25 protein-coding genes are annotated in these 26,583 nt (G+C 31.3%); 15 read left to right on the top strand and 10 right to left on the bottom strand.

Going from position 1 to position 26,583, the window contains the following annotated elements; translation table 11 throughout:
* Window positions 1–235: 235 nt before the first annotated feature.
* The 6 genes from RN605_RS06955 (at window position 236) to RN605_RS06930 (ending at window position 9,148) form a co-directional block, all read left to right on the top strand.
* Entirely contained in the window at window positions 236–2,203 is a 1,968-nt protein-coding gene (locus RN605_RS06955) for a peptidylprolyl isomerase (protein ID WP_313323561.1), read from the top strand.
* Complete coding sequence (locus RN605_RS06950; protein ID WP_313323559.1) at window positions 2,203–3,054, top strand: hypothetical protein; 852 nt, start codon at window positions 2,203–2,205, stop codon at window positions 3,052–3,054. Before RN605_RS06955 ends, RN605_RS06950 begins: the two co-directional genes overlap by 1 nt.
* Window positions 3,017–4,441, top strand: a complete 1,425-nt coding sequence (locus RN605_RS06945; RefSeq protein ID WP_313323557.1) for a peptidylprolyl isomerase — start codon at window positions 3,017–3,019, stop codon at window positions 4,439–4,441. The genes RN605_RS06950 and RN605_RS06945 overlap by 38 nt, the downstream gene beginning before the upstream one ends.
* A 47-nt stretch (window positions 4,442–4,488) precedes the next feature.
* On the top strand, window positions 4,489–5,442 hold the full coding sequence (locus RN605_RS06940) for an AAA family ATPase (protein WP_313323555.1): 954 nt from the start codon (window positions 4,489–4,491) through the stop codon (window positions 5,440–5,442).
* A 164-nt stretch (window positions 5,443–5,606) separates the two neighbouring features.
* Complete coding sequence (locus tag RN605_RS06935; protein ID WP_313323553.1) at window positions 5,607–6,716, top strand: acyltransferase family protein; 1,110 nt, start codon at window positions 5,607–5,609, stop codon at window positions 6,714–6,716.
* A 167-nt stretch (window positions 6,717–6,883) separates the two neighbouring features.
* A complete protein-coding gene (locus RN605_RS06930) occupies window positions 6,884–9,148 on the top strand; it encodes an aconitate hydratase (RefSeq protein ID WP_313323552.1) in 2,265 nt (754 codons plus the stop codon).
* Between the two features lie 50 nt (window positions 9,149–9,198).
* On the opposite strand, the gene RN605_RS06925 is transcribed toward RN605_RS06930, so the two are convergent.
* From RN605_RS06925 to RN605_RS06915, 3 genes are all read right to left on the bottom strand, one after another.
* Window positions 9,199–9,573 carry a hypothetical protein gene (locus RN605_RS06925; protein ID WP_313323550.1) on the bottom strand — a complete coding sequence of 125 codons (375 nt, stop codon included), beginning with the start codon at window positions 9,571–9,573 and terminating at the stop codon, window positions 9,199–9,201.
* Between the two features lie 223 nt (window positions 9,574–9,796).
* Window positions 9,797–11,245, bottom strand: coding sequence for a glyceraldehyde-3-phosphate dehydrogenase (locus RN605_RS06920; RefSeq protein WP_313323548.1), 1,449 nt, complete (start codon window positions 11,243–11,245; stop codon window positions 9,797–9,799).
* A 148-nt stretch (window positions 11,246–11,393) separates the two neighbouring features.
* Complete coding sequence (locus tag RN605_RS06915; protein ID WP_313323546.1) at window positions 11,394–12,779, bottom strand: trypsin-like peptidase domain-containing protein; 1,386 nt, start codon at window positions 12,777–12,779, stop codon at window positions 11,394–11,396.
* Window positions 12,780–12,912: 133 nt separating this feature from the next.
* Here RN605_RS06915 and dapF point away from each other — a divergent pair, with 133 nt between their 5' ends.
* From dapF to RN605_RS06890, 5 genes are all read left to right on the top strand, one after another.
* Window positions 12,913–13,695, top strand: coding sequence for a diaminopimelate epimerase (dapF, locus tag RN605_RS06910; RefSeq protein ID WP_313323545.1), 783 nt, complete (start codon window positions 12,913–12,915; stop codon window positions 13,693–13,695).
* Window positions 13,692–14,225, top strand: a complete 534-nt coding sequence (locus RN605_RS06905) for a GNAT family N-acetyltransferase (protein WP_313323543.1) — start codon at window positions 13,692–13,694, stop codon at window positions 14,223–14,225. The genes dapF and RN605_RS06905 overlap by 4 nt, the downstream gene beginning before the upstream one ends.
* 7 nt (window positions 14,226–14,232) lie before the next feature.
* Window positions 14,233–15,267: an endolytic transglycosylase MltG gene (gene mltG / locus RN605_RS06900; RefSeq protein WP_313323542.1), complete on the top strand. Its 1,035-nt coding sequence runs from the start codon at window positions 14,233–14,235 to the stop codon at window positions 15,265–15,267.
* A 6-nt stretch (window positions 15,268–15,273) separates the two neighbouring features.
* The gene (locus RN605_RS06895; RefSeq protein WP_313325802.1) at window positions 15,274–16,188 is read left to right on the top strand and encodes a DUF2279 domain-containing protein; all 915 of its coding nucleotides are present in this window, start codon (window positions 15,274–15,276) and stop codon (window positions 16,186–16,188) included.
* Window positions 16,189–16,274: 86 nt separating this feature from the next.
* Window positions 16,275–16,907 (top strand): peptidoglycan-binding protein LysM, encoded by a 633-nt coding sequence (locus tag RN605_RS06890; protein ID WP_313323540.1) that lies wholly within the window; start codon window positions 16,275–16,277, stop codon window positions 16,905–16,907.
* 3 nt (window positions 16,908–16,910) lie between these two features.
* Here RN605_RS06890 and RN605_RS06885 read toward each other — a convergent pair whose 3' ends face one another.
* From RN605_RS06885 to dnaA, 3 genes are read right to left on the bottom strand one after another with little or no spacing between them, the layout of a single operon-like run.
* The gene (locus RN605_RS06885; RefSeq protein WP_313323538.1) at window positions 16,911–17,624 is read right to left on the bottom strand and encodes an SAM-dependent methyltransferase; all 714 of its coding nucleotides are present in this window, start codon (window positions 17,622–17,624) and stop codon (window positions 16,911–16,913) included.
* Window positions 17,621–18,088 (bottom strand): low molecular weight protein-tyrosine-phosphatase, encoded by a 468-nt coding sequence (locus tag RN605_RS06880; protein ID WP_313323536.1) that lies wholly within the window; start codon window positions 18,086–18,088, stop codon window positions 17,621–17,623. The genes RN605_RS06885 and RN605_RS06880 overlap by 4 nt, the downstream gene beginning before the upstream one ends.
* A gap of 42 nt (window positions 18,089–18,130) precedes the next feature.
* Window positions 18,131–19,558 (bottom strand): chromosomal replication initiator protein DnaA, encoded by a 1,428-nt coding sequence (gene dnaA / locus RN605_RS06875; protein ID WP_313323534.1) that lies wholly within the window; start codon window positions 19,556–19,558, stop codon window positions 18,131–18,133.
* Between the two features lie 185 nt (window positions 19,559–19,743).
* Between dnaA and RN605_RS06870 the strand changes: the two genes are divergently transcribed.
* Window positions 19,744–20,145: an acyl-CoA thioesterase gene (locus RN605_RS06870; RefSeq protein ID WP_313323532.1), complete on the top strand. Its 402-nt coding sequence runs from the start codon at window positions 19,744–19,746 to the stop codon at window positions 20,143–20,145.
* Here the strand turns inward: RN605_RS06870 and RN605_RS06865 are convergent.
* The 3 genes from RN605_RS06865 to ribD are packed head-to-tail and all read right to left on the bottom strand — an operon-like array spanning window position 20,142 to window position 22,434.
* Complete coding sequence (locus RN605_RS06865) at window positions 20,142–20,744, bottom strand: IMPACT family protein (protein WP_313323530.1); 603 nt, start codon at window positions 20,742–20,744, stop codon at window positions 20,142–20,144. The two genes, RN605_RS06870 and RN605_RS06865, sit on opposite strands and share 4 nt — an antisense overlap.
* A 48-nt stretch (window positions 20,745–20,792) precedes the next feature.
* Window positions 20,793–21,401 (bottom strand): HAD family hydrolase, encoded by a 609-nt coding sequence (locus RN605_RS06860; RefSeq protein WP_313323528.1) that lies wholly within the window; start codon window positions 21,399–21,401, stop codon window positions 20,793–20,795.
* Window positions 21,394–22,434: a bifunctional diaminohydroxyphosphoribosylaminopyrimidine deaminase/5-amino-6-(5-phosphoribosylamino)uracil reductase RibD gene (ribD, locus tag RN605_RS06855; RefSeq protein ID WP_313323526.1), complete on the bottom strand. Its 1,041-nt coding sequence runs from the start codon at window positions 22,432–22,434 to the stop codon at window positions 21,394–21,396. The genes RN605_RS06860 and ribD overlap by 8 nt, the downstream gene beginning before the upstream one ends.
* Window positions 22,435–22,462: 28 nt before the next feature.
* Between ribD and RN605_RS06850 the strand changes: the two genes are divergently transcribed.
* A complete protein-coding gene (locus RN605_RS06850; RefSeq protein WP_313323524.1) occupies window positions 22,463–22,954 on the top strand; it encodes a GNAT family N-acetyltransferase in 492 nt (163 codons plus the stop codon).
* Window position 22,955: 1 nt separating this feature from the next.
* A complete protein-coding gene (gene prmC / locus RN605_RS06845; protein ID WP_313323522.1) occupies window positions 22,956–23,807 on the top strand; it encodes a peptide chain release factor N(5)-glutamine methyltransferase in 852 nt (283 codons plus the stop codon).
* A 2-nt stretch (window positions 23,808–23,809) separates the two neighbouring features.
* On the opposite strand, the gene RN605_RS06840 is transcribed toward prmC, so the two are convergent.
* Window positions 23,810–25,054, bottom strand: a complete 1,245-nt coding sequence (locus RN605_RS06840) for an ABC transporter permease (protein ID WP_313323520.1) — start codon at window positions 25,052–25,054, stop codon at window positions 23,810–23,812.
* Window positions 25,055–25,211: 157 nt separating this feature from the next.
* Here RN605_RS06840 and hisS point away from each other — a divergent pair, with 157 nt between their 5' ends.
* Window positions 25,212–26,570, top strand: a complete 1,359-nt coding sequence (gene hisS / locus RN605_RS06835; protein ID WP_313323518.1) for a histidine--tRNA ligase — start codon at window positions 25,212–25,214, stop codon at window positions 26,568–26,570.
* Window positions 26,571–26,583 lie beyond the last annotated feature (13 nt).

The following is a 26,583-nucleotide window of genomic DNA, read 5'->3' as shown; positions in this document are numbered from 1 at the left end:
TAAATTGGTTGCAAAAATACTATTTATTTTTTCAATGACTAAATATCATTGCAATCCTAAGAAATTTAGGGAAAGAAGTGTTAATAAAATTTTGTTAATACTATTATTGATAGTTGTATAATCTGATTGAATTGTTACTTTTGTTGATTGGTATTGCATCAAAAATATTTTTGAAGTAATTACCAAGAAAATAAATAGAAACAGTTTCATTTTTTATAAAAAATTTAAAAGAGTAATGAATTTAAAAAAGTTGTTTTTCAGTTTTGCAATTTTTGTAACTTTTGCTGCAAATGCTCAAACAAAATCTAAAGATATTTTATTTACTATAGACGACAAACCTTATTACACAGATGAGTTTTCAAGAGTTTACAAAAAGAATTTAGATCTTGTAAAAGATGAATCTCAAAAGGATTTAAACCAATATTTAGAATTATTTATTGGTTATAAGTTAAAAGTCAACAAAGCTTATAAACTTGGGTTGCAAAATGGGCAAGCGTATCAAAATGAATTAAAATCATACAGAACACAACTTGCTAAAAACTATTTTAACGATACTAAAATTACTCAAGAGTTAATTGAAGAAGGTTACAATAGACTACAAAAAGAAGTTAGAGCTTCGCATATTTTGATTTTAGTTGACGAAAATGCAGCGCCAGCAGACACTTTGGTTGCTTACAACAAATTAAAAGACATCAGAAATCGTATTTTGAAAGGTGAAAAGTTTGAAGATTTAGCTTCTCAGCTTTCTGAAGATCCATCTGCTAAAGATAACAAAGGTGATTTAGGTTATTTTACAGCGTTTAGAATGGTGTATCCTTTCGAATGTGCTGCGTTTACTACTCCTAAAGGTGAAGTTTCAAAAATTATCAGAACTCGTTTTGGATATCACATTTTAAAAGTAAATGATATTAGGCCAAATAGAGGCGAAGTTACAGTTGCTCATATCATGATTTTAAATCCAAAACCTGAAGATGAAGATCAAAATAAAGCCGAAAATACTATCAATGATATTTATAAAAAAATAAATCAAGGTGAGAAATTTGAAGAATTAGCAAAACAATTCTCAGAAGACAAATCATCTTCTACAAAAGGTGGCGTTTTAAACAAGTTCAGTTCAGGACAATTAAGTTCTGAAGAATTTGAAACTGTTGCATTTTCATTAAAAACACCTAACGAAATTTCAAAACCATTCAAGTCGCAGTTCGGATGGCATATTATCAAGTTGATTGAAAAACATCCTGTAAAAACACTTGATGAAATGAAATTTGAACTTGAAAATAAAATCGGAAAAGACGAGCGTTCAAAAAAAATTGTTGAGTCTTTGAATGAAAAATTAAGAAAGAAATACAAATTCAAAAAAGAAACAAAACAAGTTGCAGCAGTTGCTAAATTAGTAACTAACGATGTTTACGAAGGAAAATGGCAAATTCCAACAACTGGAATTGACGAAAATGCAACAATATTAACGATTGAAAATAAAAAAGTTGATACTAAAAAGTTTCTTGAGTTTGTAGAAAAACAACAAAAAGCTACTGCGCCAATCAAACCTGTTGCTAAATTGGTAGATGCGTTATTTGAGAAATTTACAGACGAACAATTAAACGCTTATTATGATGAAAATTTAGAGACTGAGTTTCCTGAGTTTTCATATGTAATGGAAGAATATCGTGATGGTTTGTTGTTGTTCGATTTGATGGAGAAAGAAATCTGGAATCGTTCAAAAACTGATACTCTTGGTTTAGAAAAATTTTATGAAGCCAATAAAAACAGTCACATGTGGAAAAAGAGAATTGAAGCAACAATCTTTTCTTCAACTAAAAAAGATATGATTGAAAAAGCATTGGCATTGTTGAAAAAAGGTTCGTCTCCACAAGAAATCAAAGACAAACTAAACACCAAAGAAGTGGTGAATATTATGATTAACGCTAATATTTTTGAAGAAGGAAACGAAACAATTCCAAAAGGAACTAAGTTTGAAAAAGGAGTTTCTCCTATCATCAAAGAAGGCGAGTATTATTTTGCAACCAAAGTTGATAAAGTATTACCAGAAGGTGTAAAAACACTTGAAGAATGCAAAGGAAAATTAACTAACGAATATCAGCAGTACTTAGAGCAACATTGGGTTGATGAGTTAAAAGGTGAGTTTACAGTTAAAGTAAATCAAGATGTTTTTAATAAAGTAAAAGCAGATTTAAAACTATAATGAATAAAGCGGTTTTAATACTATTTTTTTCATCATTGCTTTGTTCTTGTAATTGGTTTAAGGAAGAGCAAAAACCAGATTCAATTGCAAGAGTTGGAAAAAATTATTTATACAAAACCGACATTCAAAACATTGTTCCAAAAGGAACATCAAAAGAAGATAGTATAATTATTATCACAAGTTTCATTGACCGTTGGGCAACTCAAAAATTATTGATTGAAGCCGCAGAAAGAAACTTAGATGACAAAAAGAAAAAAGAATATTCATCGTTAATTAATCAATATAAAATTGATTTATATACAAAGGCATACATCGAAGAAATTGTAAAAAGATCAGTGGATACTTTGGTTACAAATGAGGAATTAAAAAAATATTTTTCAGAGAATAAAGAAAACTTTAAAACCAATGGAAATTTAGTAAGATTGCGTTACATTAATCTTTCAAAAGACAACCCAAAACTGCAAACAATTAAAGACAAGTTTTTTAATTTCAGTAAAAAGGACGCTAAGTTTTGGGATACAAATTCATTGCAATTTAAAAGTTTTGCCTTCAATGATAGTATTTGGGTTGATATGGGGCAAGTTTATGATAAGTTGCCTATTGTTAATCCGGATAATAGAGATGAATTGATTCAGCCAGGAAAAAAATTGCAAATTCTTGATAAAGATGATTTGTATTTGGTAAAAATAAATAACGTGATTGCTAAAAATCAGCTGTCACCTTTTGAGTATATAAAACCTACTTTAAAAGAAATTATAGTAAATAAAAGAAAGCTTGAGTTAATCAAGAAATTTGAAAAAGAAATAACGGAAGATGCCATTAAAAACAAAAATTATGAAATTTATAAATAACCGATTTATTCTAATATTCATCCTAGCGATTTTTTCCTTTACAAGCATAAATGCTCAGGAAATAATTAAGGATTCGGTGAAGCCAAAAAAGATGTCAATTTTACCAAAGAAGATAAAAATTGATGGAATTATAGCGACAGTTGGTGATTATAACATCTTAGATTCTGACATTGATAAAGCTTATCTTGAGCTATCAAGTCAAGGATATTCTGTAAAAGACATTACTCGTTGTCAAATGCTTTCCAATCTTTTAGATGATAAATTGTATGCGCATCAAGCTATTCAAGATAGTATAGTAGTAAGAGATGAAGAAGTAAAAGAAAAAATGGGAGAGCAAATTGCTTATATGGTAGAGCAATTAGGCTCAATGGACAAAGTTTTGCAATACTTCAAAAAAGAAACCGAAGACGAATTTAGAGCAGAGTTGTTTGATATTATCAAAACAAACAAACTTACAGCAGAAATGAAGCGTAAAATTGTTGATGATGTTGAAATTACTCCAGAAGAAGTGAGAACATTTTTTAAAGCAATCCCAACTAATGAATTGCCTACTTTTGGTGCAGAAATGGAAGTTGCCCAAATTGTGGTTGCTCCAAAAGTATCCGATGAAGAAAAACAAAGAGTCATAAAACGATTAAAGGAAATTAAACAAGAAGTGCTTGACGGTTCCAGTTTTAAAACCCGAGCCGTTATTTATTCTGACGATAGAGCTTCAGCGCCATCGGGTGGTTTCTATAAAATAAACCGAAAAACTCAGTTTGTAAAAGAGTTTAAAGATGTTGCATTTAGTTTAGGTGAAGGCGAAATTTCAGAACCTTTCGAAACAGAATATGGATACCACATCATTATGGTAGAAAAAATCAAAGGACAAGAAGTTGAGCTAAGACACATCTTAATGATGCCAAAAGTTTCAAATGATGCACTTAACGAAGCAAAAGAAAAAATTACGCTTATTAAAAAAAGAATCGAAGACGGTGAATTAACATTTGCAGAAGCCGCAAGAACACTTTCTGACGAAAAAGAAACGCGTGCTAATGGTGGAGTTTTAATCAACCCAAGAACTCAAGACACACATTTTGAGTTAACCAAAATGGATCCAGCGTTATACAGCGAAGTTTCAAATCTAAAAGACGGTGCAATAACTCAACCAATTTTAGATGACGACCCAAGAGCTGGAAAAAAATATAAAATCATTACAGTAACCAATAGAATTAACGAGCACACTGCCGATTATGCTAGAGATTACACCAAGATTAAAGAACTAGCTTTAAAAGAAAAGCAAATCAAGGCCATTACTAAATGGACACAAGAAAAAATTAAAGAAACATACATAAAAATAAATGCAGATTATAAAGATTGCAATTTTACTGCCAATTGGGTAAAATAAAAAGCCATCTGTTTAATAAATCTTATATTTAATCAAAATAATTCCGAATGTCTGACGTAGCTGCAATACAAAACTTAGTTCAAAAAAGAGTAGAGCTTAAAAAAGAAATAAGCAAAATCATCATTGGTCAGGAAGTAGTGGTCGACCAAATTCTGTTAAGTATTTTCTCCGGCGGACATTCACTTTTAGTTGGTGTACCAGGATTGGCAAAAACCTTAATGGTAAACACCATTGCACAAGCACTCGGACTTGATTTTAAACGCATTCAGTTCACACCCGATTTGATGCCATCAGATATTTTAGGAAGCGAAATATTAGACGAAAACCGCCAGTTCAAGTTCATCAAAGGACCAATTTTCTCTAACATCATCCTTGCCGACGAGATTAACAGAACGCCACCAAAAACACAAGCAGCTTTACTAGAAGCCATGCAAGAACGTGCCGTTACCATCGCTGGGCAACATTACAAACTATCATTACCCTATTTCGTTTTAGCAACCCAAAACCCAATTGAGCAAGAAGGAACCTATCCGTTACCTGAAGCACAATTAGACCGTTTTATGTTTGCCATCAAGTTAGATTATCCATCCTTTGCCGAAGAAGTACAAGTAGTAAAAAGCACCACTTCCGACGAAAAACAAACCATAAACCCATTATTCACCGCTCAGGAAATCATCGATTTCCAACACCTCATTCGTCGTGTTCCAGTCGCTGATAATGTTATCGAATATGCCGTTACATTAGTAGGTAAAACACGTCCCGATAGCGAACTTTCAAATGATTTTGTCAAAAATTATCTCGATTGGGGTGCAGGACCAAGAGCATCACAAAACCTCATTTTGGCTGCCAAAGCACATGCAGCCTTCAACGGAAAGTTCTCCCCAGACATCGAAGACGTAAAAGCAGTAGCAACCGGAATCCTGCGCCATCGTATCATCAAAAACTACAAAGCCGACGCCGAAGGAATCACCGAAGAAATGATTATCGACAAATTATTATAAGTATTCTTTAAAAATTTTTAAAAAAGCACTCCTTAAAGAGTGCTTTTTTTAATTTTTTGTATTCCTTTTTTCAATCCTTTAGCAAAACAATTCAAAAAAACTGAAAACAAAATACAATCACTAAAAACTAAATTCACTACTTTTAACAAAACCATAAAGCCATAATGTCAAAACCAACAACCAATAGAATCTTCGGCCTCGACCTCATGCGAGCATTAGCCATTCTAATGGTGTTATTTGGCCATTGCCTTTGGATATACCCCGAAAGACAAGACATTCTCTACCAATCATTACAACTTTTCGGCTTCTTCGGAGTCGAGTTATTCTTTGTATTAAGCGGTTTCCTCATCGGAAACATACTGTTCAAACTATTCATCAAAGAAGAATTCACCCCAAAAACAGCACTCTATTTCCTAAAAAGACGTTGGTTCAGAACCTTACCCAATTATTATCTAGTATTACTAATAAATGTTTTGGTAGCATTTCTGGTTGGCTATAACATTCCACAACTCTGGCGCTATTTCTTTTTCCTGCAAAATATCAAAGCACCAATGCTGCCTTTCTTCCCAGAATCATGGAGTCTTTCCGTCGAAGAATTTGCATACATACTTTTACCACTAGCATTAATCATCCTCGGAACAGTCATAAAAAAAGGAAAATCAAGAGTATATCTTTTAGCAGTAATTACACTAATAGCTCTATCCTTTTTAGCCAAAATAGACTATACTTATGCAACAACAAACACCACATTAAATCAATGGAACGTAGCGCTAAAATCAGTAGTAATTTATAGATTAGATTCCATATATATCGGAGTTTTTGCCAGTTGGATATTCAACAATTACCAACAAGTTTGGGAAAAAGCAAAACAAATTTCAGCACTACTCGGAATGCTGTTATTCCTATTTCTCTTCTTCGGTTTGGCTTATTTTGGTCTGCTAATAGAAACCAATCCTAATTTCTGGAACCTACTTTATCTTCCATTAACCTCCGTTTGCGTAGCATTATTTCTACCATTACTTTCCCTTTGGAAAACAGAAGCAACCTTTATTCAAAAACCAATAGAGTTCATCAGTAAGATTTCCTATTCCATTTATTTACTCCATTACAGCCTTATTTTGTATCTAATGAAATACTTTGTTGATACAATTTCCTTTTCAAAAACAGAACGATTGCTTTTTACAGCCATATATTTAATAATTGTATTCATTTTAAGCACATTATTATACCGTTTTTACGAAAAGCCAATGATGGATTTAAGAGATAAAAATTAGGAATTCTTAATTTTAGGCCTTTATAATTAGATATTAACAAAAATCTATAGTCTAAATTGGTATTTTCATAATTCAGCACGTTTTCCCAAGATATTCAATTTATTTTTTTTTTATTGGTATAACGTTTTCGTAAATTTGCAACTCGAACAAATAAACCAATTTATATTATGGCTTTTGATATTGAAATGATTGAAAAAGTGTATGCTAACTTAGCCGCTAAAGTTGACAAAGCTCGCGAATTAGTTGGTCGTCCACTTACCTTATCTGAAAAGATTTTATATTCACACCTTTGGGAAGGAATGCCTTCTCAAGCCTTCACAAGAGGAAAAGATTACGTAGATTTTGCTCCAGATAGAGTAGCATGTCAAGATGCTACCGCACAAATGGCGTTATTGCAGTTCATGCACGCAGGTAAAAAAACAGTAGCAGTACCAACAACAGTACATTGCGACCACTTAATTCAAGCAAAAGTAGGTGCTACCACCGATTTAGCAGTAGCTAATTCACAATCAAAAGAAGTATTCGATTTCCTTTCTTCAGTATCAAATAAATATGGAATCGGGTTTTGGAAACCAGGTTCTGGAATCATCCACCAAATTGTTTTAGAAAATTATGCATTCCCAGGAGGAATGATGATTGGTACCGATTCTCACACAGTAAATGCAGGTGGTTTAGGAATGTTAGCAATCGGTGTTGGAGGTGCAGATGCAGTTGATGTAATGTCTGGAATGTCATGGGAATTAAAATTTCCAAAACTAATCGGAGTAAAATTGACAGGAAAACTTAACGGTTGGACGGCTCCAAAAGATGTTATCCTTAAAGTTGCCGATATTCTAACCGTAAAAGGTGGAACAGGTGCAATCGTTGAATATTTTGGAGAAGGAGCAACATCAATGTCTTGTACTGGTAAAGGAACTATTTGTAACATGGGAGCAGAAATTGGCGCAACAACTTCAACATTCGGTTACGATGATTCAATGAGAAGATATTTAGCAGCTACAGGTCGTCAAGACGTAGTAAATGCTGCCGATAAAGTTGCCGATTATTTAACTGCAGATACTGAGGTTTATGTAAATCCAGAACAATATTTCGACCAAGTAATTGAAATCAATTTATCAGAATTAGAACCACATATCAACGGACCATTCACTCCAGACAGAGGAACACCAGTTTCTAAAATGAAAGAAGAAGCATTAGCTAATGGATGGCCATTAAAAGTAGAATGGGGATTAATTGGTTCTTGTACCAATTCTTCTTATGAAGATATGTCAAGAGCAGCTTCAATCGTAAGACAAGCTGTTGCTCATGGAATTACTCCTAAAGCAGAGTTTGGCATCAATCCAGGTTCAGAGCAAATTCGTTATACTATTGAAAGAGATGGAATCATTGCTGATTTCGAAAAAATGGGTACCAAAGTATTCACAAATGCTTGTGGACCATGTATCGGTCAATGGGATAGAGCAGGAGCTGACAAGCAAGAGAAAAACACCATCGTACATTCGTTTAACAGAAACTTCTCTAAACGTGCCGATGGAAATCCAAATACACATGCTTTTGTAACATCACCAGAAATGGTAGCAGCTTTAGCAATTTCAGGAGATTTATCTTTTAATCCAATTACAGATACATTGTTAAATGATAATGGAGAAGAAGTGAAACTAAATCCTCCTTTTGGTGATGAATTACCAAGCAAAGGTTTTGATGTAGAAGATGCAGGTTTTCAAGCTCCAGCAGCTGATGGAAGTAATGTTCAAGTAGCTGTTTCTCCAACTTCAGATAGACTACAATTATTAGCGCCATTCGAAGCATGGGATGGAAAAAATATAACAGGAGCAAAATTATTAATCAAAGCATTTGGTAAATGTACAACTGACCACATTTCTATGGCTGGACCATGGTTACGTTTCCGAGGACATTTAGATAATATTTCAAACAATATGTTGATAGGTGCCGAAAACGCATACAATGGAAAAGCAAATTCAGTTAAAAACCAATTGACAGGTGAGTATGCTGAAGTGCCTAAAGTTCAAAGAGCTTACAAAGCAGCGGGTGTTCCAAGTATTGTAGTTGGGGATCATAATTACGGAGAAGGTTCTTCTCGTGAACACGCGGCTATGGAGCCACGTTTCTTGGGTGTAAAAGCGGTTTTAGTAAAATCGTTTGCACGTATTCACGAGACAAATTTGAAAAAACAAGGTATGTTAGCATTAACATTTGCTAACGAAGCGGATTATGATAAAATTCAAGAAGATGATACCATCAACTTCTTAGACTTAACAGAATTTGCTCCTGGAAAACCATTAACTTTAGAATTCGTTCATGCGGATGGTTCAAAAGATATTATTCTTGCAAATCATACTTATAACGAAAGCCAAATTGGATGGTTTGTTGCTGGTTCAGCACTTAATTTAATTGCAGCTGGTAAAGCATAAGTTATAATTATATTGATAAAAAAAAGCCTCGCAATTTGCGAGGCTTTTTTTTAACTTACATGGTTAGAATAAACTTCGGTTAGTCCATTTTCCCATTCAACTATTTCATAATAAAAATCAACAGCGATAAGATTATCTTTTTTTCTTATTACACATTTACCTGTAACATTAGCATGATTTCCAGCAATGATGATTTTAGTGTTATTTACTAATTTATTTTCAGCATACAAATCATAAACTTTTCTAGCAATTTCTTCGCGGATATTCATTTTAGCATTGTGAGTGCTGATGATTACCATTTCTTTCTTAGATTTTGCAATCAGTTCCATTCCACTTTGACCATAATGATAGGTTTCAATTCTATTTTTTTGTTGTGAAAAAACAATATTAGTCAATAAAAGAAATGTGAAGATTACTTTATTCATTAGTTTGTTGTTAACTGTTTTAAGACGTGCAAAATATAAAATATTTTAATATGAAAATTGATTTATAAAAATATAAACTTACTTTTAACTAAAAAGTATGCTATTTATCGATTATTTGGTGTGTTTAATCCATTTTTGTAGGATTAAGAGTTAGGGTAAAAAAAATCCGCCTCAATAATTTATTGAGACAGATTTTTTCAATTTGAACTAATAATTTGTTCTATTAATAATAAGTATAACGTCTTACTTTGGCAATATATTTTGCTAAACGAATTACTTGATGACTGTATCCATATTCATTATCATACCAAACATAAAGCACTAAACTTTTTCCATCTGGAGAAACAATTGTAGCATTACTATCGTAAATTGATGGTTGTGCAGAACCAACTATATCTGAAGAAACCAGTTCATTATTTAACGAATAACGAATTTGCTCAACAAGATTTCCTTCTAAAGCATATTTCTTCATTATCGAATTAACTTCATCAATTGAAGTTTCTCTTCCAAGTTCTAAATTTAAAACTACTAATGAACCATTTGGAACAGGAACACGAATAGCGTTTGAAGTCAATTTACCAGCTAAACTTGGTAAAGCTTTTGCAACAGCACTTCCGGCACCAGTTTCAGTAATAACCATATTTAAAGCTGCCGAACGACCACGACGGTATTTTTTATGCATATTGTCAACCAAGTTTTGGTCGTTTGTATAAGCATGAATTGTTTCGATATGACCTTTAACAACTCCAAGTGTTTCTTCAATTACTGCTAAAACTGGAGTAATTGCATTAGTTGTACATGAAGCAGCAGAATAAATCGTCACATCATCTGGATTGTAATCATTATGATTTACACCATAAACAATATTTGGAACACCTTTTCCAGGAGCAGTCAATAATACTTTTTCAACTCCTTTAGAAGTTAAATGTCTTTTTAAAGCTTCTTCAGTAGTAAAAGCACCAGTATTATCAATCAATAAAGCATCTTCGATACCATATTTTGTATAATCAATTTCTTCTGGAGAATTTGCTGTAATGATATGAACAGTTGTACCATTAATAATCAAAGCATTATTCTCAATATCTGCTTGAACAGAACCTTCAAAATCTCCGTGAACCGAATCGTATCTTAACAATGAAGCTCTTTTTTCCAATAAAACGGCATCGTTTTTATCTCGAGTAACTATTGCACGAAGGCGTAATTGTTGTCCTTTGCCTATTTTACTCATCATTTCACGAGCTAATAATCGGCCAATTCTACCGAAACCATAAAGAACTACATCTTTTGGTTTTAAGTCTTGGAAATTTTTTGCATTTTTTAATTTATCAATTACAAATGCTCTGCTATCATGATATTTTTCATCTTCAAGATGATATTCATAAGTTAATTTTCCGATATCGATTCTTGATGGTGGTAAATCTAAATTTTGAATAGCGCGAGCAACTTCTACAGAATCAAAAACATTAATTGGTTTTTTAACAAATTCAACTGCATATTCATGAAAGTTGATAATGTCGCTGACGTTTCTGTCAATTAATTGATTTCTAAAAAGAACTAATTCAATTGATTTATCATACCATAAATCATTGACGATTTTAATTAATTCTACGCCAGCTTTTCTTCTGTCTGCTTGAAAAGAAAGCTCTTTTTCGTATAAGTTTATTGTACTCATAAAAGGATTAAGTTGTTGTGTTGAAATAATTTTGCCGCAAAAGTAATCATTTGACATATATCACGAAAACGATTTCGCTATTTTTTAACACAAAAAAAACCAGTCCACGAATGAACTGGTTTTAATGAATATTAACCTTTTAAATTTTTTAAATTATGATTTGAATAATTTGACCATTTTTATCAATCATTCTAATATTAGCGCTTCTATTTTCATCTTTTTTGTTCAAGAAAGTTGAAATGGTTTCTACATCAGTAGCTTTAACATTGTCAACCGAAAGAATAATGTTTCCTTTTAATTGATCATAATATGGAGTTAAGTTCTCATTATTGATATCTTTAATTTTTACACCATAATCAATTCGGAATCGTTTTTTATCATTTGCATCAATATTTTCTAATTCTAAACCTTTAAACTCGGTAGTAAATACATCATTTTTAATTAAAGAAACATTCGTAGTTCTTAATTCGCCATCTCTGATAAACGTAACTTTTACTTTGTCGTTTGGTCTTTTTGTACTAATGTATCCAGAAAGTTCCGCGAAAGAACTTATAGATTGATTGTCTAATTTTTTAATGACATCACCCTTTTGTAAGCCAGCTTTTTCTGCACCAGAATTTTTGGTTACTTTATTAATATAGAATCCTTCTGTATCGTTTATACCTAATTCTTTCGAAACTTTACTATTCAACTCTCCACCTTCAACTCCTAAAATTCCACGTTGAACATTACCAAACTCCATGATGTCTTCGATTATTTTACGTGTAATATTGGATGGAACAGCAAAAGAATATCCTGCATAGCTTCCTGTTGGAGAAGAAATCATCGTATTGATTCCAATTAATTGTCCTTTTGTATTAACTAAAGCTCCACCAGAATTCCCAGGATTTACAGCGGCGTCAGTTTGTATGAAAGACTGAATTCCTTTAGTGTCAAAATTTCTAGCTTTTGCAGATACAATTCCTGCAGTAACAGTTGATGTTAGATTATAAGGATTACCAACTGCTAAAACCCATTCACCAACTTTAACTTGGTCTGAATCTGCAAAAGTAGTATAAGGTAATTTTTCATCGGCATCTATTTTTAATAAAGCAATATCCATTTTAGAATCAGTACCAATCAGTTTTGCTTTGTATGATTTATTATTGTTTAAAGTAACTTCCAAATCAGTTGCGTCTTTTATCACGTGATTGTTGGTAACAATATAGCCATCTTCAGAGATGATTACACCAGAACCAGTACCGATTTGCTCTTGTTGTTGTCCGCCGCGCGATCCATAAAAATATTCCATAATTGGATTGTAAACTGTTCTAACAGAAACATTTTTAACGTGAACCACTGTGTGAACTGCGCTTTCGGCAGCTGCTGTAAAATCGATATTTTCAGCGGCTAAACCAACAGTTCTGTTTTGGTTTGGAGTAGCTAATGTTATAATTCCTGATTTATTTTCTTTTTCAAAAAATACTTTGTACGCACCAAGAGTTATTGCACCGCTAAATAAAGAAACTAATAATAAACTTGATATTCTTTTCATATTCATTAAGTATTTATAAAATTATATCATAAAATTAAAATTTTCTATTTATTGAAAAATAGCTTTTAACGGTCGTTTAACAATTTTTAAGTTAATCTTAATAATCGCTATATTTGTGTACTTATTTAAAAAAATGCAACTACAATTTTATAAATACCAAGGAACAGGAAACGACTTTGTAATGATTGATAATCGTCAATTATTTTTTCCAAAAGATGACATCAAGTTGATTGAAAAACTTTGTGACAGAAGGTTTGGAATTGGAGCCGACGGATTGATTCTTTTAGAGAATGATGCCGAAACCGATTTTAAAATGGTTTATTATAATTCTGATGGAAATCAAAGCTCAATGTGTGGTAATGGTGGAAGATGTATTGTAGCTTTTGCAAAACAATTAGGCTTAATTAAAAATCAAACAACTTTCATGGCAATTGATGGTTTACATCATGCTATTATTGATGAAAAACAAATTGTATCACTGCAAATGAAAGATGTGAATGAGGTGAAAATTGAAAGTGACTATATTTTTTTAAATACAGGTTCGCCTCATCATGTTGCTTTAGTAGATGATTTAAAAAATTTCGATGTTAAAAATAGTGGTGCAAAAATTAGATATTCTAATTTATATGGAAAAGAAGGAAGCAATGTCAATTTTGTATACCAAATTAGCGATAATCATTTTGCAGTAAGAACCTATGAACGTGGCGTTGAGGATGAAACTTTTTCCTGTGGAACTGGTGTTACGGCAGTTGCAATTGCTATGAATGCAATTTCGAAAACAAATTCAAACGAAATTGATTTAGACGTTGAAGGAGGAAAATTAAAAGTTTCCTTTTCAAAAGAGAATAGTAGTTTTAAAAATGTTCATTTAATTGGACCAGCAACATTTGTTTTTGAAGGTTTTATTGAAATATGATTACTTTAAAAGGAAATAACATTTATTTACGAGCACTCGAACCAGAAGATTTAGAGTTTATCTATGCAATAGAAAATGATGAAAATATTTGGGAAGTAAGCAATACACAAACTCCATACAGTAAATTCTTGATTCGACAGTATTTAGAAAATGCACACCAAGATATTTATGAAGCCAAACAACTCAGATTAGCAATTTGTAAAAATGAAACTTTAGAAGCTATTGGTTTGATTGATTTATTTGATTTTGATGCAAAAAACAAAAGAGCAGGAATTGGAATTATTATTCAAAATGAAACCGATAGAAACAATGGATTTGGTAGAGAAGCATTATCACTTTTAATCGGTTATTCTTTTAATCAATTGCAGTTACATCAATTATTTGCAAATATTAATACAGAAAACCAACCGAGTATTTCACTTTTTACTACATTTGGTTTTGAAAAAATCGGAATAAAAAAAGACTGGAATTTTACTAACAATTCTTATCAAGACGAAGCGCTTTTTCAACTTATACATAACATAAAATAGTTCTATTTTGAATAGTAAATTAAAGAAAAGTTTAATATTTCTAAGCATAATTGCTTTTTTAGTTGTAGGTTTTCTGTATGTAAAATTTTTTACTAATAATACTAAATTAGACCAAAAAGAGTTTTTTGTAAAAATTCCAACTGGTTCCACTTTTGAAGATGTCAAAAAAATTATTGCTCCTTATGTAAATAATATGAGCAGTTTTGAATTTATGGCAAATCGTCGTTCATATTCAGAAAATGTAAAAGCAGGACGATTTTTGTTCAAACAAGGAATGAGTGCCTTTGACCAAGTTGCTACATTGCGTAGAAATGTACCTGTTGATTTAGCATTCAATAATCAAGAACGACTAGAAAATCTATGTGAACGATTAAGTGCTCAAATTGAACCAGATACAACAAAATTGTTAGCTACGTTTCGTGATACAGTTTTCTTAAAAGAGAATGGTTTTACTAAAGAGAATGTTTTTTCAATGTTTTTACCAAATACGTATCAAGTATATTGGAATATTTCTGCAGAAAAATTCAGAGATAAAATGCTCAAAGAATATAAAAAATTCTGGAATCCAGAACGATTAAATAAAGCAGAATTACTTGATTTGACTCCAGTTCAGGTTATTACTTTAGCATCAATTGTTCATAAAGAAACTGCCAAAAAATCAGAACGTAAAACAGTTGCTGGAGTTTATTTGAATAGATTAAACGAAGGAATGCCTTTGCAAGCCGACCCAACAGTTATTTATGCTTTGAAATTGCGTGACAATGATTTTAATCAAATTATTAAACGTGTTTTGTATAATGATTTGTTTATAAGTTCTCCCTATAATACTTATTTGGTTACTGGTTTACCGCCTGGACCAATTGTAATGCCAGACGTTGATGCCATTGATGCTGTTTTAAATGCCGAAAAGCATAATTATTTATATTTTTGTGCTAGTACTGAGAAATTTGGTTATCACGTATTTGCAGCAACATACGAGCAACATCAAGTGAATGCCAAAAAATATAGCGCTTGGTTAAATAATTTGGGCACTAAAAGATAAAACTTGATTACAGTAAAAAAGATATTTATTCTACTGTTTTTTTGCAGTTTCCAAAACTTATTGGCTCAAAATTCTTTTGAAAATTTTCTAAAACCATCCGATTCATTAAATATAAAAAGAAGAAATGCAGTAGTCATTTCTGAGACGGTTTTAGCTTCTGCAACTTTAGTTGGCTTAAATCAACTTTGGTATGCGGATTATCCAAAATCAAAATTCCATTTTATTAATGATAATGATGAATGGCTTCAAATGGATAAAGTTGGACATGTTTTTTCATCGTATCATTTGGGTAAATTTGGTGCTGATGCTTTAAAATGGTCGGGGGTTTCAAAAAAAAATCAATTGATTTATGGTTCAACTTTAGGGTTAGCTTTTCTAACTACTGTTGAGGTTTTCGATGGTTTTTCATCTAATTGGGGTGCATCTTTTGGAGATGTTTTGGCAAATGTTTCAGGAACTGCCTTATATGTTTCTCAAGAATTGTTATGGAATGAACAAAGAATAACTCCAAAATTTTCCTTTCACAAAACAAAATATGCATCATTTCGACCTGATGTTTTAGGAAGTTCATTAAATGAGCAAATCCCAAAAGATTACAACGGACAAACCTATTGGTTGTCTTTCAATATTCATTCTTTTTTTAAAGGTTCTACTATTCCAAAATGGTTGAATATTGCAGTAGGATATGGCGCAGATGGTATGATTTCAGGTAATGATAACTTTGAAAATTCAGAATTTTATCCAGAAATAGAAAGATATAGACAATTTTACCTCAGTTTTGATGTTGATTTGACTAAAATTGAAACAAAATCACATTTTCTAAAGACTATTTTTACAGTTTTTAATGCAATCAAAATTCCTGCTCCAACGTTTGAAATCAAGGGTTCACAAGGAATCAAACTTCATGCTTTTTACTTTTAAGTGTCTGATAGTCATTGTTATAAAATATTTTGTATATTTGCGCCCGGAAACATCAAGATGGTGACAGCGCTTGGAAATAACAATGAATGATACAAAAAAGTATATTTTACACTTCAATTCTACTAATAGTAGTTTTTATTAGCTCAGGTTTTAAACCATATGATAATCAAATTGACAAATGGTTTGATTTAGATAATACAGATGAAGCATTATACATTTTTCCTTCTCAAAAAAACACAGACTACACTTATTTAAATGCTCCATTCAAAGGGAAGTTTTTTGTTGGCTATAAAGAAGCAATAGGTTTTAAAGAATCTCAAAACAAATATCGAAAAGTAAATACTTTAGGTTATATGGGTAAATATCAGTTTGGTGCTGAAACTTTAAAGTCTATTGGAATTTCAGATAGTTTACATTTTTTAAACAATCCACGATTACAAGAAAAAGCTTTTGTGACTTTGCTTTCTAGAAATAAATTTATACTTCAAGATTATATTAATAAATATGAGGGAAAAGTTATTTCTAATATAAAAATTACCGAATCTGGGATTTTAGCAGCAGCACATCTTGGCGGCGCAGGTTCTGTGATTAAGTTTTTCAAATCTAATGGAGAAAGAAGAGTTAAAGACGAATATGGAACTTCGGTTCGTTCTTATTTGAAAGAATTTGCAGGATATGAAACTAAAAACATTCCAGCCATTAAGAATGCCAAGATTTAAAGATTAAATTTTATGAATAATAAAAATAGTAGGTCGATTGTGTAAATCGACCTTTGTTTTTTTCCAATCAGATATTCTTAAAGTCTTAATATATTCGGTTGGTAATGTAATATCACAAGCAACACAAAGCAATGTGTTTGGTTGTAGAAACTGCAATAAATCATCGATTAATTTATTATTCCGATAAGGTGTTTCAATAAAAAGTTGCGATTGATTTTTAGAAAATGATAACGTTTCAAAATTCTTAATTGCATTCTTTTTTTCTCCTTTATCAATGGGTAAATAACCATTAAATGCAAAACTTTGTCCATTCATTCCGCTTGCCATCATTGCTAAAAGAATTGATGAAGGACCAACTAATGGTACAACTTGAATTCCATTTTCATGAGCAATTTTTACTATTGCCGCTCCAGGATCAGCAACTCCAGGACAACCAGCTTCACTCATTAAACCAATATTTTCACCATTTAAACAAGGTTTAATCATAGCAATTAGTTCAGAATCTTCAGTTCTTTTGTTTAATAACGAAATTTTTAATTCTGCCTGAATTTTTTTTGGTTGAACAGATTTAATGAATTTCCGAGCCGTTTTTTCGTTTTCAACGATATAGGTGTCAATTAATTCTACGGTTCTGTAAACTAAACTAGGTAAAACTTCCTCAGGATTCATTTCACCCATAGTAGTTGGGATTAAGTATAATTTGCCTTTGGGATTCATGAATGTTTTTCAATAAGTTTTTTGGCTAAAATATCACAAGTTTCATCAAGCATTTCATAAACCATATCAAATCCATTTTGTAACCCATAATATGGATCTGGAACATCTACATTATCACCAGGAAATAAATGATTTAATATTAAGTCAACTTTTTCTTTCTGTTGCTCATTTTTTGCTAAACTAATTATATCATCATAGTTAGAATTATCCATAGCAAAGATATAGTCAAACTCTTCAAAATCTCGTGTAGAAAATTGTCTTCCTCTTTGATTTGTTATGTCTAAACCATTTTTTTTAGCAGTTGCAATTGAACGAGAATCGGGTTGTTTATCAATATGATAATTTCCGGTACCTGCGGAATCAACTATGAATTTATCTTTTGGAAGTTTAGATGCCAATAGGCCTTCAGCTAATGGAGAACGACAAATGTTCCCTAAACACACCATTAAAATTTTAACAGCCATTTAAAATATATTTTAAAAAAAAGCGAGTTAAAAAACTCGCTGTTATAAGGATAATTTTTTATGAATATCTTCTACAAATTTTTTAAATTGTTTGTCAGTCGAAACAAGATTGTCTACTGTTTTGCAAGCATGAAGTACAGTTGCATGATCTCTATCTCCAATTTGAGAGCCGATATTTGCCAAAGAAGCTTTAGTGAATTTTTTTGCAAAAAACATAGCTAATTGTCTAGCTTGTACAACGTGGCGTTTTCTGGTTTTAGATTGTAAAGTGTCAATATCTAACTGGAAATAATCTGAAACAACTTTTTGAATGTAATCGATAGAAATTTCGCGTTTGATGTTTTTAACAAATTTCTCAACGATACTTTTTGCCAAATCAAGTGTTACTTCTTTTTTGTTGAAAGAAGATTGAGCTATCAATGAAATAATTGCGCCTTCTAATTCTCTAACGTTTGTCTTGATATTTCTAGCAACATATTCAATAATTTCTTCAGGCATTTCAACTCCATCACGATACAAGATGTTTTTCAAAATTGAAATTCTTGTTTCATAGTCTGGCTGATGTAATTCGGCAGACAAACCCCATTTAAATCGAGACAATAAACGTTGTTCAATGTCTTGCATGTCAACAGGTGCTTTGTCAGATGTTAGAATTACTTGTTTGCCATTTTGATGTAAATAGTTGAAAATATGGAAGAAAACATCTTGCGTTCCTGATTTTCCAGAAAGGAATTGAACATCATCAATAATCAATACATCAATTAATTGATAAAAATGAATGAAATCATTTCTATTATTCTTTTTTACTGAATCAATATATTGCTGGGTGAAAACTTCAGCAGAAATATATAAAACGGTTTTTTCTGGATACTTGTCTTTTATTTCAACACCAATTGCGTGCGCTAAATGCGTTTTTCCTAAACCAACGCCTCCAAAAATTAAAAGTGGATTAAAAGAAGTTCCTCCAGGTTTATTTGCAACAGCCATACCAGCAGAACGAGCCAAACGATTTGAATCTCCTTCTAAGAAATTATCGAAACTATAATTAGGGTTTAATTGAGATTCGATTTTTAAATTTCTAATTCCAGGAATTACAAATGGATTTTTTAATTCAGTACTGATGTTTTTGTATGGTGCATCAACATCTTGAGATTTTATTGGACTTCTGTGCGCACTTGGTAACTGTTCCGTGAAAGGTTGTTTATTACCATAAGTGTTTTCCATTTTGATTTTATAGAGCAACTTTGCGTTCTTACCTAGTTCTTTTGTTAATGCAACTTTCAATAATTTTACATAGTGTTCTTCTAGCCATTCGTAGAAAAATTTGCTAGGAACTTGAATGTAAAGTGCATTGTCTGTAAGTTCAACTGACTTAATCGGTTCAAACCAAGTTTTATACGCTTGTTCTTGAATGTTATCCTTTATGAAGGATAGACAATTTTCCCATACCGATTGCGCAGTTTTGCTCATAAATATTTAATTATAGTATATTTGTTAGGTTATCTTTTACAAAAAAAATCAAGTAGATTTCTATTGCTTTTCGGGGTAACAAATATGTGAATAAATTTCGTTAAAAAAAATTAATTTGGCATTGATTTTTTAAAAATATTATTGTATTGAACGTTTATAAATAGTAAAATTAAAGTAAAAAAATTATGAAAGAACATCAAGTTCAGTTAAGAGTTCGTTATTCAGAAACTGACCAAATGGGAGTGGTTTATCACGGAAGTTATGTGCCTTATTTTGAAATTGGTCGTGTGGAATGGCTTAGAAACAAAGGGATTTCATATAAAGAGCTAGAGGAAAGTGGAATTGCGTTGCCAATAGTTTCCATGCATTTAAATTATAAAAAACCAGCTCGTTATGATGATTTGCTTACCGTAATAACTAGATTCAAAGGACAGAGTTCTGTGAAGGTTGAATTTGATTGTGAAATTCGCAATGAAAATGATGAATTGTTAACAACTGCACATTTTATATTGGTGTTTGTGGATGTAAATTTAGGAAAACCTATTTCGCCACCAAAACACATTATGGAGTTGTTTAATCAAATTTAAATTTTATTAATAGATACTTCAAATAAATTTGAAAAAATGGCGAAAATTATTTCGGCATTTTTTTTCCTAGTTGAAATTATAATTTCACAACTTTCGTTCATTTTTTGAGAAATGTTATCTAAATTTTTTTCTTTAATCACTCGCATCACTTTGTTCATGTTTTTGTAATCAAAAGAAACTTTAAAATTAATATCAATTGTTTTTTCTACTATTTTAGATTCTTCTAATGACATTTGAGCAGCAATTTTATAGGCAGAGATTAATCCTCCAACTCCTAATTTTACACCACCAAAATAGCGAACAATTACAATAAGTATATTAGTCACATCGAATGATTGAATTTGACCATATATTGGCATGCCAGCAGAATTGTTTGGTTCGCCATCATCATTAACTCTATATTGTTTTTCTTCAGTTCCGAGTTGATAAGCATAACAAAAATGTCTTGCACTATGATGTTGTTTTTTTAATTCTTCTAAATATTTTTTAACATCATTTTCTTCAGTAACTGGAAAAGCATATCCAAAAAACTTACTGTTTTTTTCTTTAAAAAGTATTTCAGGTGAAGGTGTGATTATTGTTTTATAGGTATCATCCATAGAAATTGCAAAATACAAAAAACAATAATATTGTATTTTTAATTGATTTTAGAATGGAAATTCTTTTTTCTCAAATAAATCAACAATATCTTCCTGTCCAACTTGCAAATTCCAAACATGCAAACCTAAAGCTGCAGCTGCATCGGTGTTTTCTTTTTTGTCATCTACAAAAAGCGTACGGTTAGGGCTAAGATTGTGTTTATTTATAATAGTTGTAAAAATTTCTTGTTGAGGTTTTCGCATGTGCATTTCATACGAATAATAAACTTTTTCAAAGCAACGATAGAAATCTGAATAAAATGACATCCCAACATTTTCTTCAAAACAATTTATATGTATTGAATCAGTGTTTGTGAGTAAAAAAAGTTGATATTTATTAGAAAGCATTTGTAAAAACTCCAAACGATATAGAGGAAAATCACCAATCAATGAATTCCATGCGGCAATTATTTTTTCATCAGATGCATTTGGAATATATTTTTTAAAACAATCAATAAATTGACTTTCAGAAATATTTCCCTTTTCAAATAAATCATTATGAGCTATTAAATCATCATTTGGACCATCAAGACCTAATTTTTTAAATTCGTCTTTAGATCTTTGTTTCTCTAGATTGATAAAAACATCGCCAAAATCAAAAATAATTGCGTTAATCATGATGGTAAAATGTGGTTAGTTTATCGTTTTTAATATTATTGGTTGCAGATTTTTGTTCAAAAAAAGGAGCTTTGATTCCTTTTTTTATAACCGAACTGCTTTTAAAAACTTTTGCTTCATCCCAAAGATTTGCTTTAATAAAAGTTTCTAAAGTAGTTGTTCCGCCTTCAATAATAACTGATTGAATGTTATGTTTCCATAAAATAGTTGCAATCTTTTCAGCCAGTCTAAAATCAAAGATAGTATTTTCATAAATACAATTTTCACTAGAAGTTAAATTTTCTTGTTCAGTTAATATTATTGTTTTTGTTTGATTATCAAAAACAGAATAATCTTTAGAAATCTTTCCTGTTCTATCTAAAACAATTCGAATTGGGTTTTTTCCTTTCCAATCACGAACATTCAATTTTGGATTGTCTTCTAAAACTGTATTGGTTCCAACTAAAATTGCTTGCTCTTCACTTCTCCATTTATGCACCAATTGCCTCGAAAATTCATTGGTTAGCCAAACTGGTTCTTTTTTTTCTTTTGATATTGGCGCAATAAATCCATCAGCACTTTCTGCCCATTTTAAAATGATATAAGGTCGTTTTTTATTGTAAAAAGTAAAGAAGCGTTTGTTTAATTCCTGACATTCTTTTTCAAGTATACCAACTGTTACTGAAAGATCATTTTCTTCTAATTTTTTCACTCCGTTGCCAGCTACTTTAGGATTTGGGTCAACTGTTCCAATAACTACATTTGGAATTTTGTGTTTGACAATTAAATCTGAACACGGAGGAGTTTTTCCAAAATGACTGCAAGGTTCAAGTGAAACATAAATTGTGGCTTTTGATAATAGTGATTTATCTTTTACGGAATTGATTGCATTGACTTCAGCATGTGCTTCACCAGCTTTTTTATGCCAACCTTCACCAATAATTTTTCCGTTGTAAACAATGACAGAACCAACCAATGGATTTGGATAAGTTGTTCCAAAACCATTTTTAGCTAATTGAATGCAACGTTTTATATAAATTTCGTGTATTTTCACATCACAAAAATAAACTATTACAACGATAATGAGTAAAATCGTAATTAGAGAAATACAATCTAAAGACAACCAGCAAATTGCAGCTGTTATTAGAGAAGTTTTTATTAATGATAATTATCCAAAAACTGGAACTGCTTTTGCTGATAAGCAATTGGATTTTATGTTTGAAACTTACGATAAAGAAAAGGCAATTTATTTTGTAATAGAAAATGATGGAAGAATAATTGGTGGTGCAGGAATTTCTCAACTTGATAATGCTGATTCAAACATTTGCGAATTGCAGAAAATGTATTTCTTAAACGAAGCCAGAGGAAAAGGATTGGGGTTTAAAATTATTCAAATGTGTTTAGAAAAAGCAAAAGAGTTTGGGTTTGAAAAATGCTATTTAGAAACTTTGCCTGAGATGAAAACAGCTCAACATTTGTATCAAAAATCAGGTTTTGAATATATTGATGCACCAATGGGAAATACTTGTCACACAAGTTGTCCTGTTTGGATGATAAAAGATTTAAACGAATAAAATGTTACTCAAAAAATATAAATCAAATTTTATTAAAGAACTTTCATCCATTAATGATGAAATGGAAGCAGAGAGTTTTTTCTATTTAATTTTAGAACATTTTCATCAGCTAAAAAGAATTGATTTAGCAATAAATCCTGATTTTGAAATTTCTGAGAGTGATATGGTTAGATGGGAAAACATACTTGCTGAATTAAAAACTCAAAAACCGATTCAATACATATTAGGCGAAACTGAATTTTATGGATTGAAATTTATGGTTGATGGAAATGTCTTAATTCCAAGACCTGAAACTGAAGAATTGGTTGATTTGATAGTTTCAAGTTTTAAATCACAAACTTCAAAGTTGAGAATTTTGGACATTGGAACTGGTTCGGGTTGTATTCCTATTTCGTTGAAAAAGAATTTACCAAATGCTGAAGTTTTTGCCATTGATGTTTCTGAAAATGCATTAGAAATTGCCAAGAAAAACGCAAAGTTGAATGGAGTAGAAGTGAACTTCATTTTAAAAAATATATTAGAAACAAATGATTTAGAACAACAATTTGATGTTATCGTTTCAAATCCACCGTATGTTAGAATGTTGGAAAAAGAAGAAATTAAGCCTAATGTTTTAGAGTTTGAACCTCATTTGGCGCTTTTTGTTGAAGACAACGATGCGCTGCTTTTTTACAGAAAGATTGCTCAATTGGCAAAGAAAAATTTAACCGAAAACGGAAGTCTTTTTTTTGAAATCAATCAATATTTAGGAAAAGAAACTGTTGAGTTACTAGAAAATTTAGGATTTAAAAATATACTTTTATTGAAAGATATTTACGGAAACGATAGAATGATTAGTTGTGTTATAAACTAATTTTACTCATATCTTAAAGCTTCAATTGGATCTAAATTGGATGCCTTAATGGCTGGATATGAGCCAGAAACAACGGCCACAACAAAGCTAGTTGCAAAAGCTGCGAAAATAGCCATCCAAGGAATTACAAATGTCCATCCAAAAAGCGAGCAAAGTAAATAACCAAAACTTATCCCTAAAATTATTCCCAATATTCCGCCAAGTTGACCAATGATTAAGGTTTCAACAAAAAATTGCCATGCAATAGTAGATTTTTTAGCGCCTAAAGATTTTCTAACACCAATTTCTCGTGTTCTTTCAGTAACAGATACTACCATGATATTCATTAAAGCAATCGATGAACCAAGTATGGTTATGATTCCAATTACCCAAGCGGAAATGTTTAAAACTCCTGTAGTTTCGCCGATTCTATTAATTAAATCATCGCTTCTTGAAATTCCAAAATTATTATCTTCAACTGGATTTAGTTTTCTTATTTGACGCATTGTTATCAATGCTTGGTCTATTGCTGACTCAAGAAATTCTTTGTTTTGTACCATAGAACTTATGGTATAATTAATATTTGGTGCAGAAAACATAGAACGTGCTACTTGAATAGGAATCATCATTCTCAAATCTTGACTGTTGCCAAAAGTGGAACCTTTTTCTTTTAAAACACCAATTACTTTAAATTTTGCACCACGAACAGACAATAATTTTCCGATAGGATTAATATCTTTCAAAAGTCCTTTTGATGCAAAATCAGAACCTACAATACAACTATAAGTATTATTGTCAATGTCAAATTTGTTGAAATTTCTACCTTGTGTAACTTCTAAACCTGAATTTGGAATAAAAAATTCATCAATTCCAACTACAGATATTTCAGGATCGGTTTTTTCGTTTTCAAATTTTACTTCGGCAGCCGATGTTGCATAAAAAGACAACGAAGTGTTAGTAGAGGGAAATTTAAAGTTTTCTTTAAAAGCTTTTGCTTCAGGGTAAGAAATAATAGGGTTTATTTTTTGATTTTCATCACCACCATTTCTTCTGGTGTTAAACTCATACCTATTGATGTTGAAGGTATTTGAACCCATTGAAGCAAAACTCGAATTTAAGTTATACTCTAATGCAGAAACAACACTCAGGATGCAGACCAATGCTGTAATTCCAATTCCGATGATGAAAACCGTCAAAAAAGTTCTCAGTTTTTGGGTTTTGATGGAACTAAAAGCAATTTTAATATTTTCAATAAAAACTCCTCTCATAATTCAATTTGACACGAAAATAATGTTTTTGTTACAAGTTTATCTTAAATCAATTTTAAAAAGGAGTAAAAAATAAGATATTTGCACAGTCAATATCAGATGTTATATGTCAGATGTAATAAATCTAATATCAAACATCTAAAATCTAATGTAAAAAATGGCACAAAAACCAAGTATTCCTAAAGGGACAAGAGATTTTTCACCGATTGAGGTTTCAAAACGTAACTATATTATTGCTGTAATGCGCAAGCATTTTGAAAACTATGGTTATCAACCTATTGAAACACCAAGCTTTGAAAACTCTGATACCTTGATGGGAAAATATGGTGAAGAAGGCGACCGTTTAATTTTTAAAATATTGAATTCTGGTGATTATTTAGATAAAGTTCCTTTTGAAGAACTACAAACAATAAACTACAAACAACTAACCGGTAAAATCTCTGAAAAAGCACTTCGTTATGATTTAACGGTGCCGTTTGCTAGATATGTGGTGCAACACCAAAACGAAATTGAATTTCCGTTTAAACGCTATCAAATTCAACCCGTTTGGCGTGCTGATAGACCTCAAAAAGGACGTTTCAGAGAATTTTATCAATGTGATGCTGATGTGGTTGGTTCTACGTCGTTATGGCAAGAAGTAGAGTTGGTGCAATTATACGACGCTGTTTTTGCCGATTTAGGATTGAAAGGTGTTACCATAAAAATTAATAACCGTAAAATTTTATCTGGAATTGCTGAGGTAATTGGCGCTTCTGATAAGTTGATTGATTTTACGGTGGCATTGGATAAGTTGGACAAAATAGGCGAGGAAGGAGTTAAAAAAGAAATGCTTGAAAAAGGAATATCCGAAACAGCTTTAGAAAAAGTGCAGCCATTGTTTAACTTCACTGGAACAATTGATGAAAAATTAGCAAAACTTTCAGCATTACTTTCTAATTCAAATGAAGGAATGAAAGGAGTTGAAGAGTTGCGATTTATATGTGATAACGTTTCAAAATTAGGTTTACAGCAAGCCAATTTAGACTTAGATGTAACCTTAGCACGCGGGTTAAATTATTATACAGGTGCAATTTTTGAAGTATCTGCACCAAAAGAAGTAGCAATGGGTTCCATTGGTGGTGGTGGAAGATATGATGATTTGACAGGGATTTTTGGTTTAAAAAGCATGAGTGGCGTTGGTATTTCTTTTGGGTTGGATAGAATCTATTTGGTTTTGGAAGAACTGAATTTATTCCCAGAAACAGTTTCAAATACTACGCAAGTTTTGTTTTTAAATTATGGTGAAAAAGAGGCTTTTCAAGCAATGAAAATTATTACTGCCTTAAGGAAGGAAAATATCAAAGCAGAATTATATCCTGATCCTGCAAAAATGGACAAGCAGTTTAAACACGCAGAGCGCAGAGGAATAAAATATGTAGTGAAAGAAACTAATGATTCAATATGTGTTTTAAAAAACCTCCAAAATGGAGAGCAAAAAGAGGTTTCTATTTTAGAATTATCTTCGAGTTTAAAATAAAAAAATCCCTGCC

The organism is Flavobacterium sp. PMTSA4, from assembly GCF_032098525.1.
GTDB classification, from domain to species: Bacteria; Bacteroidota; Bacteroidia; order Flavobacteriales; family Flavobacteriaceae; genus Flavobacterium; species Flavobacterium capsici.
The sequence above is the reverse complement of the archived record's forward strand: the minus strand, read 5'-3'. Positions and strand labels throughout refer to the sequence as shown.

Bases quoted from the DNA above. Each gene is read 5' to 3' on its own strand.
- RN605_RS06955 (WP_313323561.1), top strand. From the start codon at position 236: ATGAATTTAAAAAAGTTGTTTTTCAGTTTTGCAATTTTTGTAACTTTT.
- RN605_RS06950 (WP_313323559.1), top strand. From the start codon at position 2,203: ATGAATAAAGCGGTTTTAATACTATTTTTTTCATCATTGCTTTGTTCT.
- RN605_RS06945 (WP_313323557.1), top strand. From the start codon at position 3,017: ATGCCATTAAAAACAAAAATTATGAAATTTATAAATAACCGATTTATT.
- RN605_RS06940 (WP_313323555.1), top strand. From the start codon at position 4,489: ATGTCTGACGTAGCTGCAATACAAAACTTAGTTCAAAAAAGAGTAGAG.
- RN605_RS06935 (WP_313323553.1), top strand. From the start codon at position 5,607: ATGTCAAAACCAACAACCAATAGAATCTTCGGCCTCGACCTCATGCGA.
- RN605_RS06930 (WP_313323552.1), top strand. From the start codon at position 6,884: ATGGCTTTTGATATTGAAATGATTGAAAAAGTGTATGCTAACTTAGCC.
- RN605_RS06925 (WP_313323550.1), bottom strand. From the start codon at position 9,573: ATGAATAAAGTAATCTTCACATTTCTTTTATTGACTAATATTGTTTTT.
- RN605_RS06920 (WP_313323548.1), bottom strand. From the start codon at position 11,245: ATGAGTACAATAAACTTATACGAAAAAGAGCTTTCTTTTCAAGCAGAC.
- RN605_RS06915 (WP_313323546.1), bottom strand. From the start codon at position 12,779: ATGAAAAGAATATCAAGTTTATTATTAGTTTCTTTATTTAGCGGTGCA.
- dapF (WP_313323545.1), top strand. From the start codon at position 12,913: ATGCAACTACAATTTTATAAATACCAAGGAACAGGAAACGACTTTGTA.
- RN605_RS06905 (WP_313323543.1), top strand. From the start codon at position 13,692: ATGATTACTTTAAAAGGAAATAACATTTATTTACGAGCACTCGAACCA.
- RN605_RS06890 (WP_313323540.1), top strand. From the start codon at position 16,275: ATGATACAAAAAAGTATATTTTACACTTCAATTCTACTAATAGTAGTT.
- RN605_RS06885 (WP_313323538.1), bottom strand. From the start codon at position 17,624: ATGAATCCCAAAGGCAAATTATACTTAATCCCAACTACTATGGGTGAA.
- RN605_RS06880 (WP_313323536.1), bottom strand. From the start codon at position 18,088: ATGGCTGTTAAAATTTTAATGGTGTGTTTAGGGAACATTTGTCGTTCT.
- dnaA (WP_313323534.1), bottom strand. From the start codon at position 19,558: ATGAGCAAAACTGCGCAATCGGTATGGGAAAATTGTCTATCCTTCATA.
- RN605_RS06870 (WP_313323532.1), top strand. From the start codon at position 19,744: ATGAAAGAACATCAAGTTCAGTTAAGAGTTCGTTATTCAGAAACTGAC.
- RN605_RS06865 (WP_313323530.1), bottom strand. From the start codon at position 20,744: ATGGATGATACCTATAAAACAATAATCACACCTTCACCTGAAATACTT.
- RN605_RS06860 (WP_313323528.1), bottom strand. From the start codon at position 21,401: ATGATTAACGCAATTATTTTTGATTTTGGCGATGTTTTTATCAATCTA.
- RN605_RS06850 (WP_313323524.1), top strand. From the start codon at position 22,463: ATGAGTAAAATCGTAATTAGAGAAATACAATCTAAAGACAACCAGCAA.
- prmC (WP_313323522.1), top strand. From the start codon at position 22,956: ATGTTACTCAAAAAATATAAATCAAATTTTATTAAAGAACTTTCATCC.
- RN605_RS06840 (WP_313323520.1), bottom strand. From the start codon at position 25,054: ATGAGAGGAGTTTTTATTGAAAATATTAAAATTGCTTTTAGTTCCATC.
- hisS (WP_313323518.1), top strand. From the start codon at position 25,212: ATGGCACAAAAACCAAGTATTCCTAAAGGGACAAGAGATTTTTCACCG.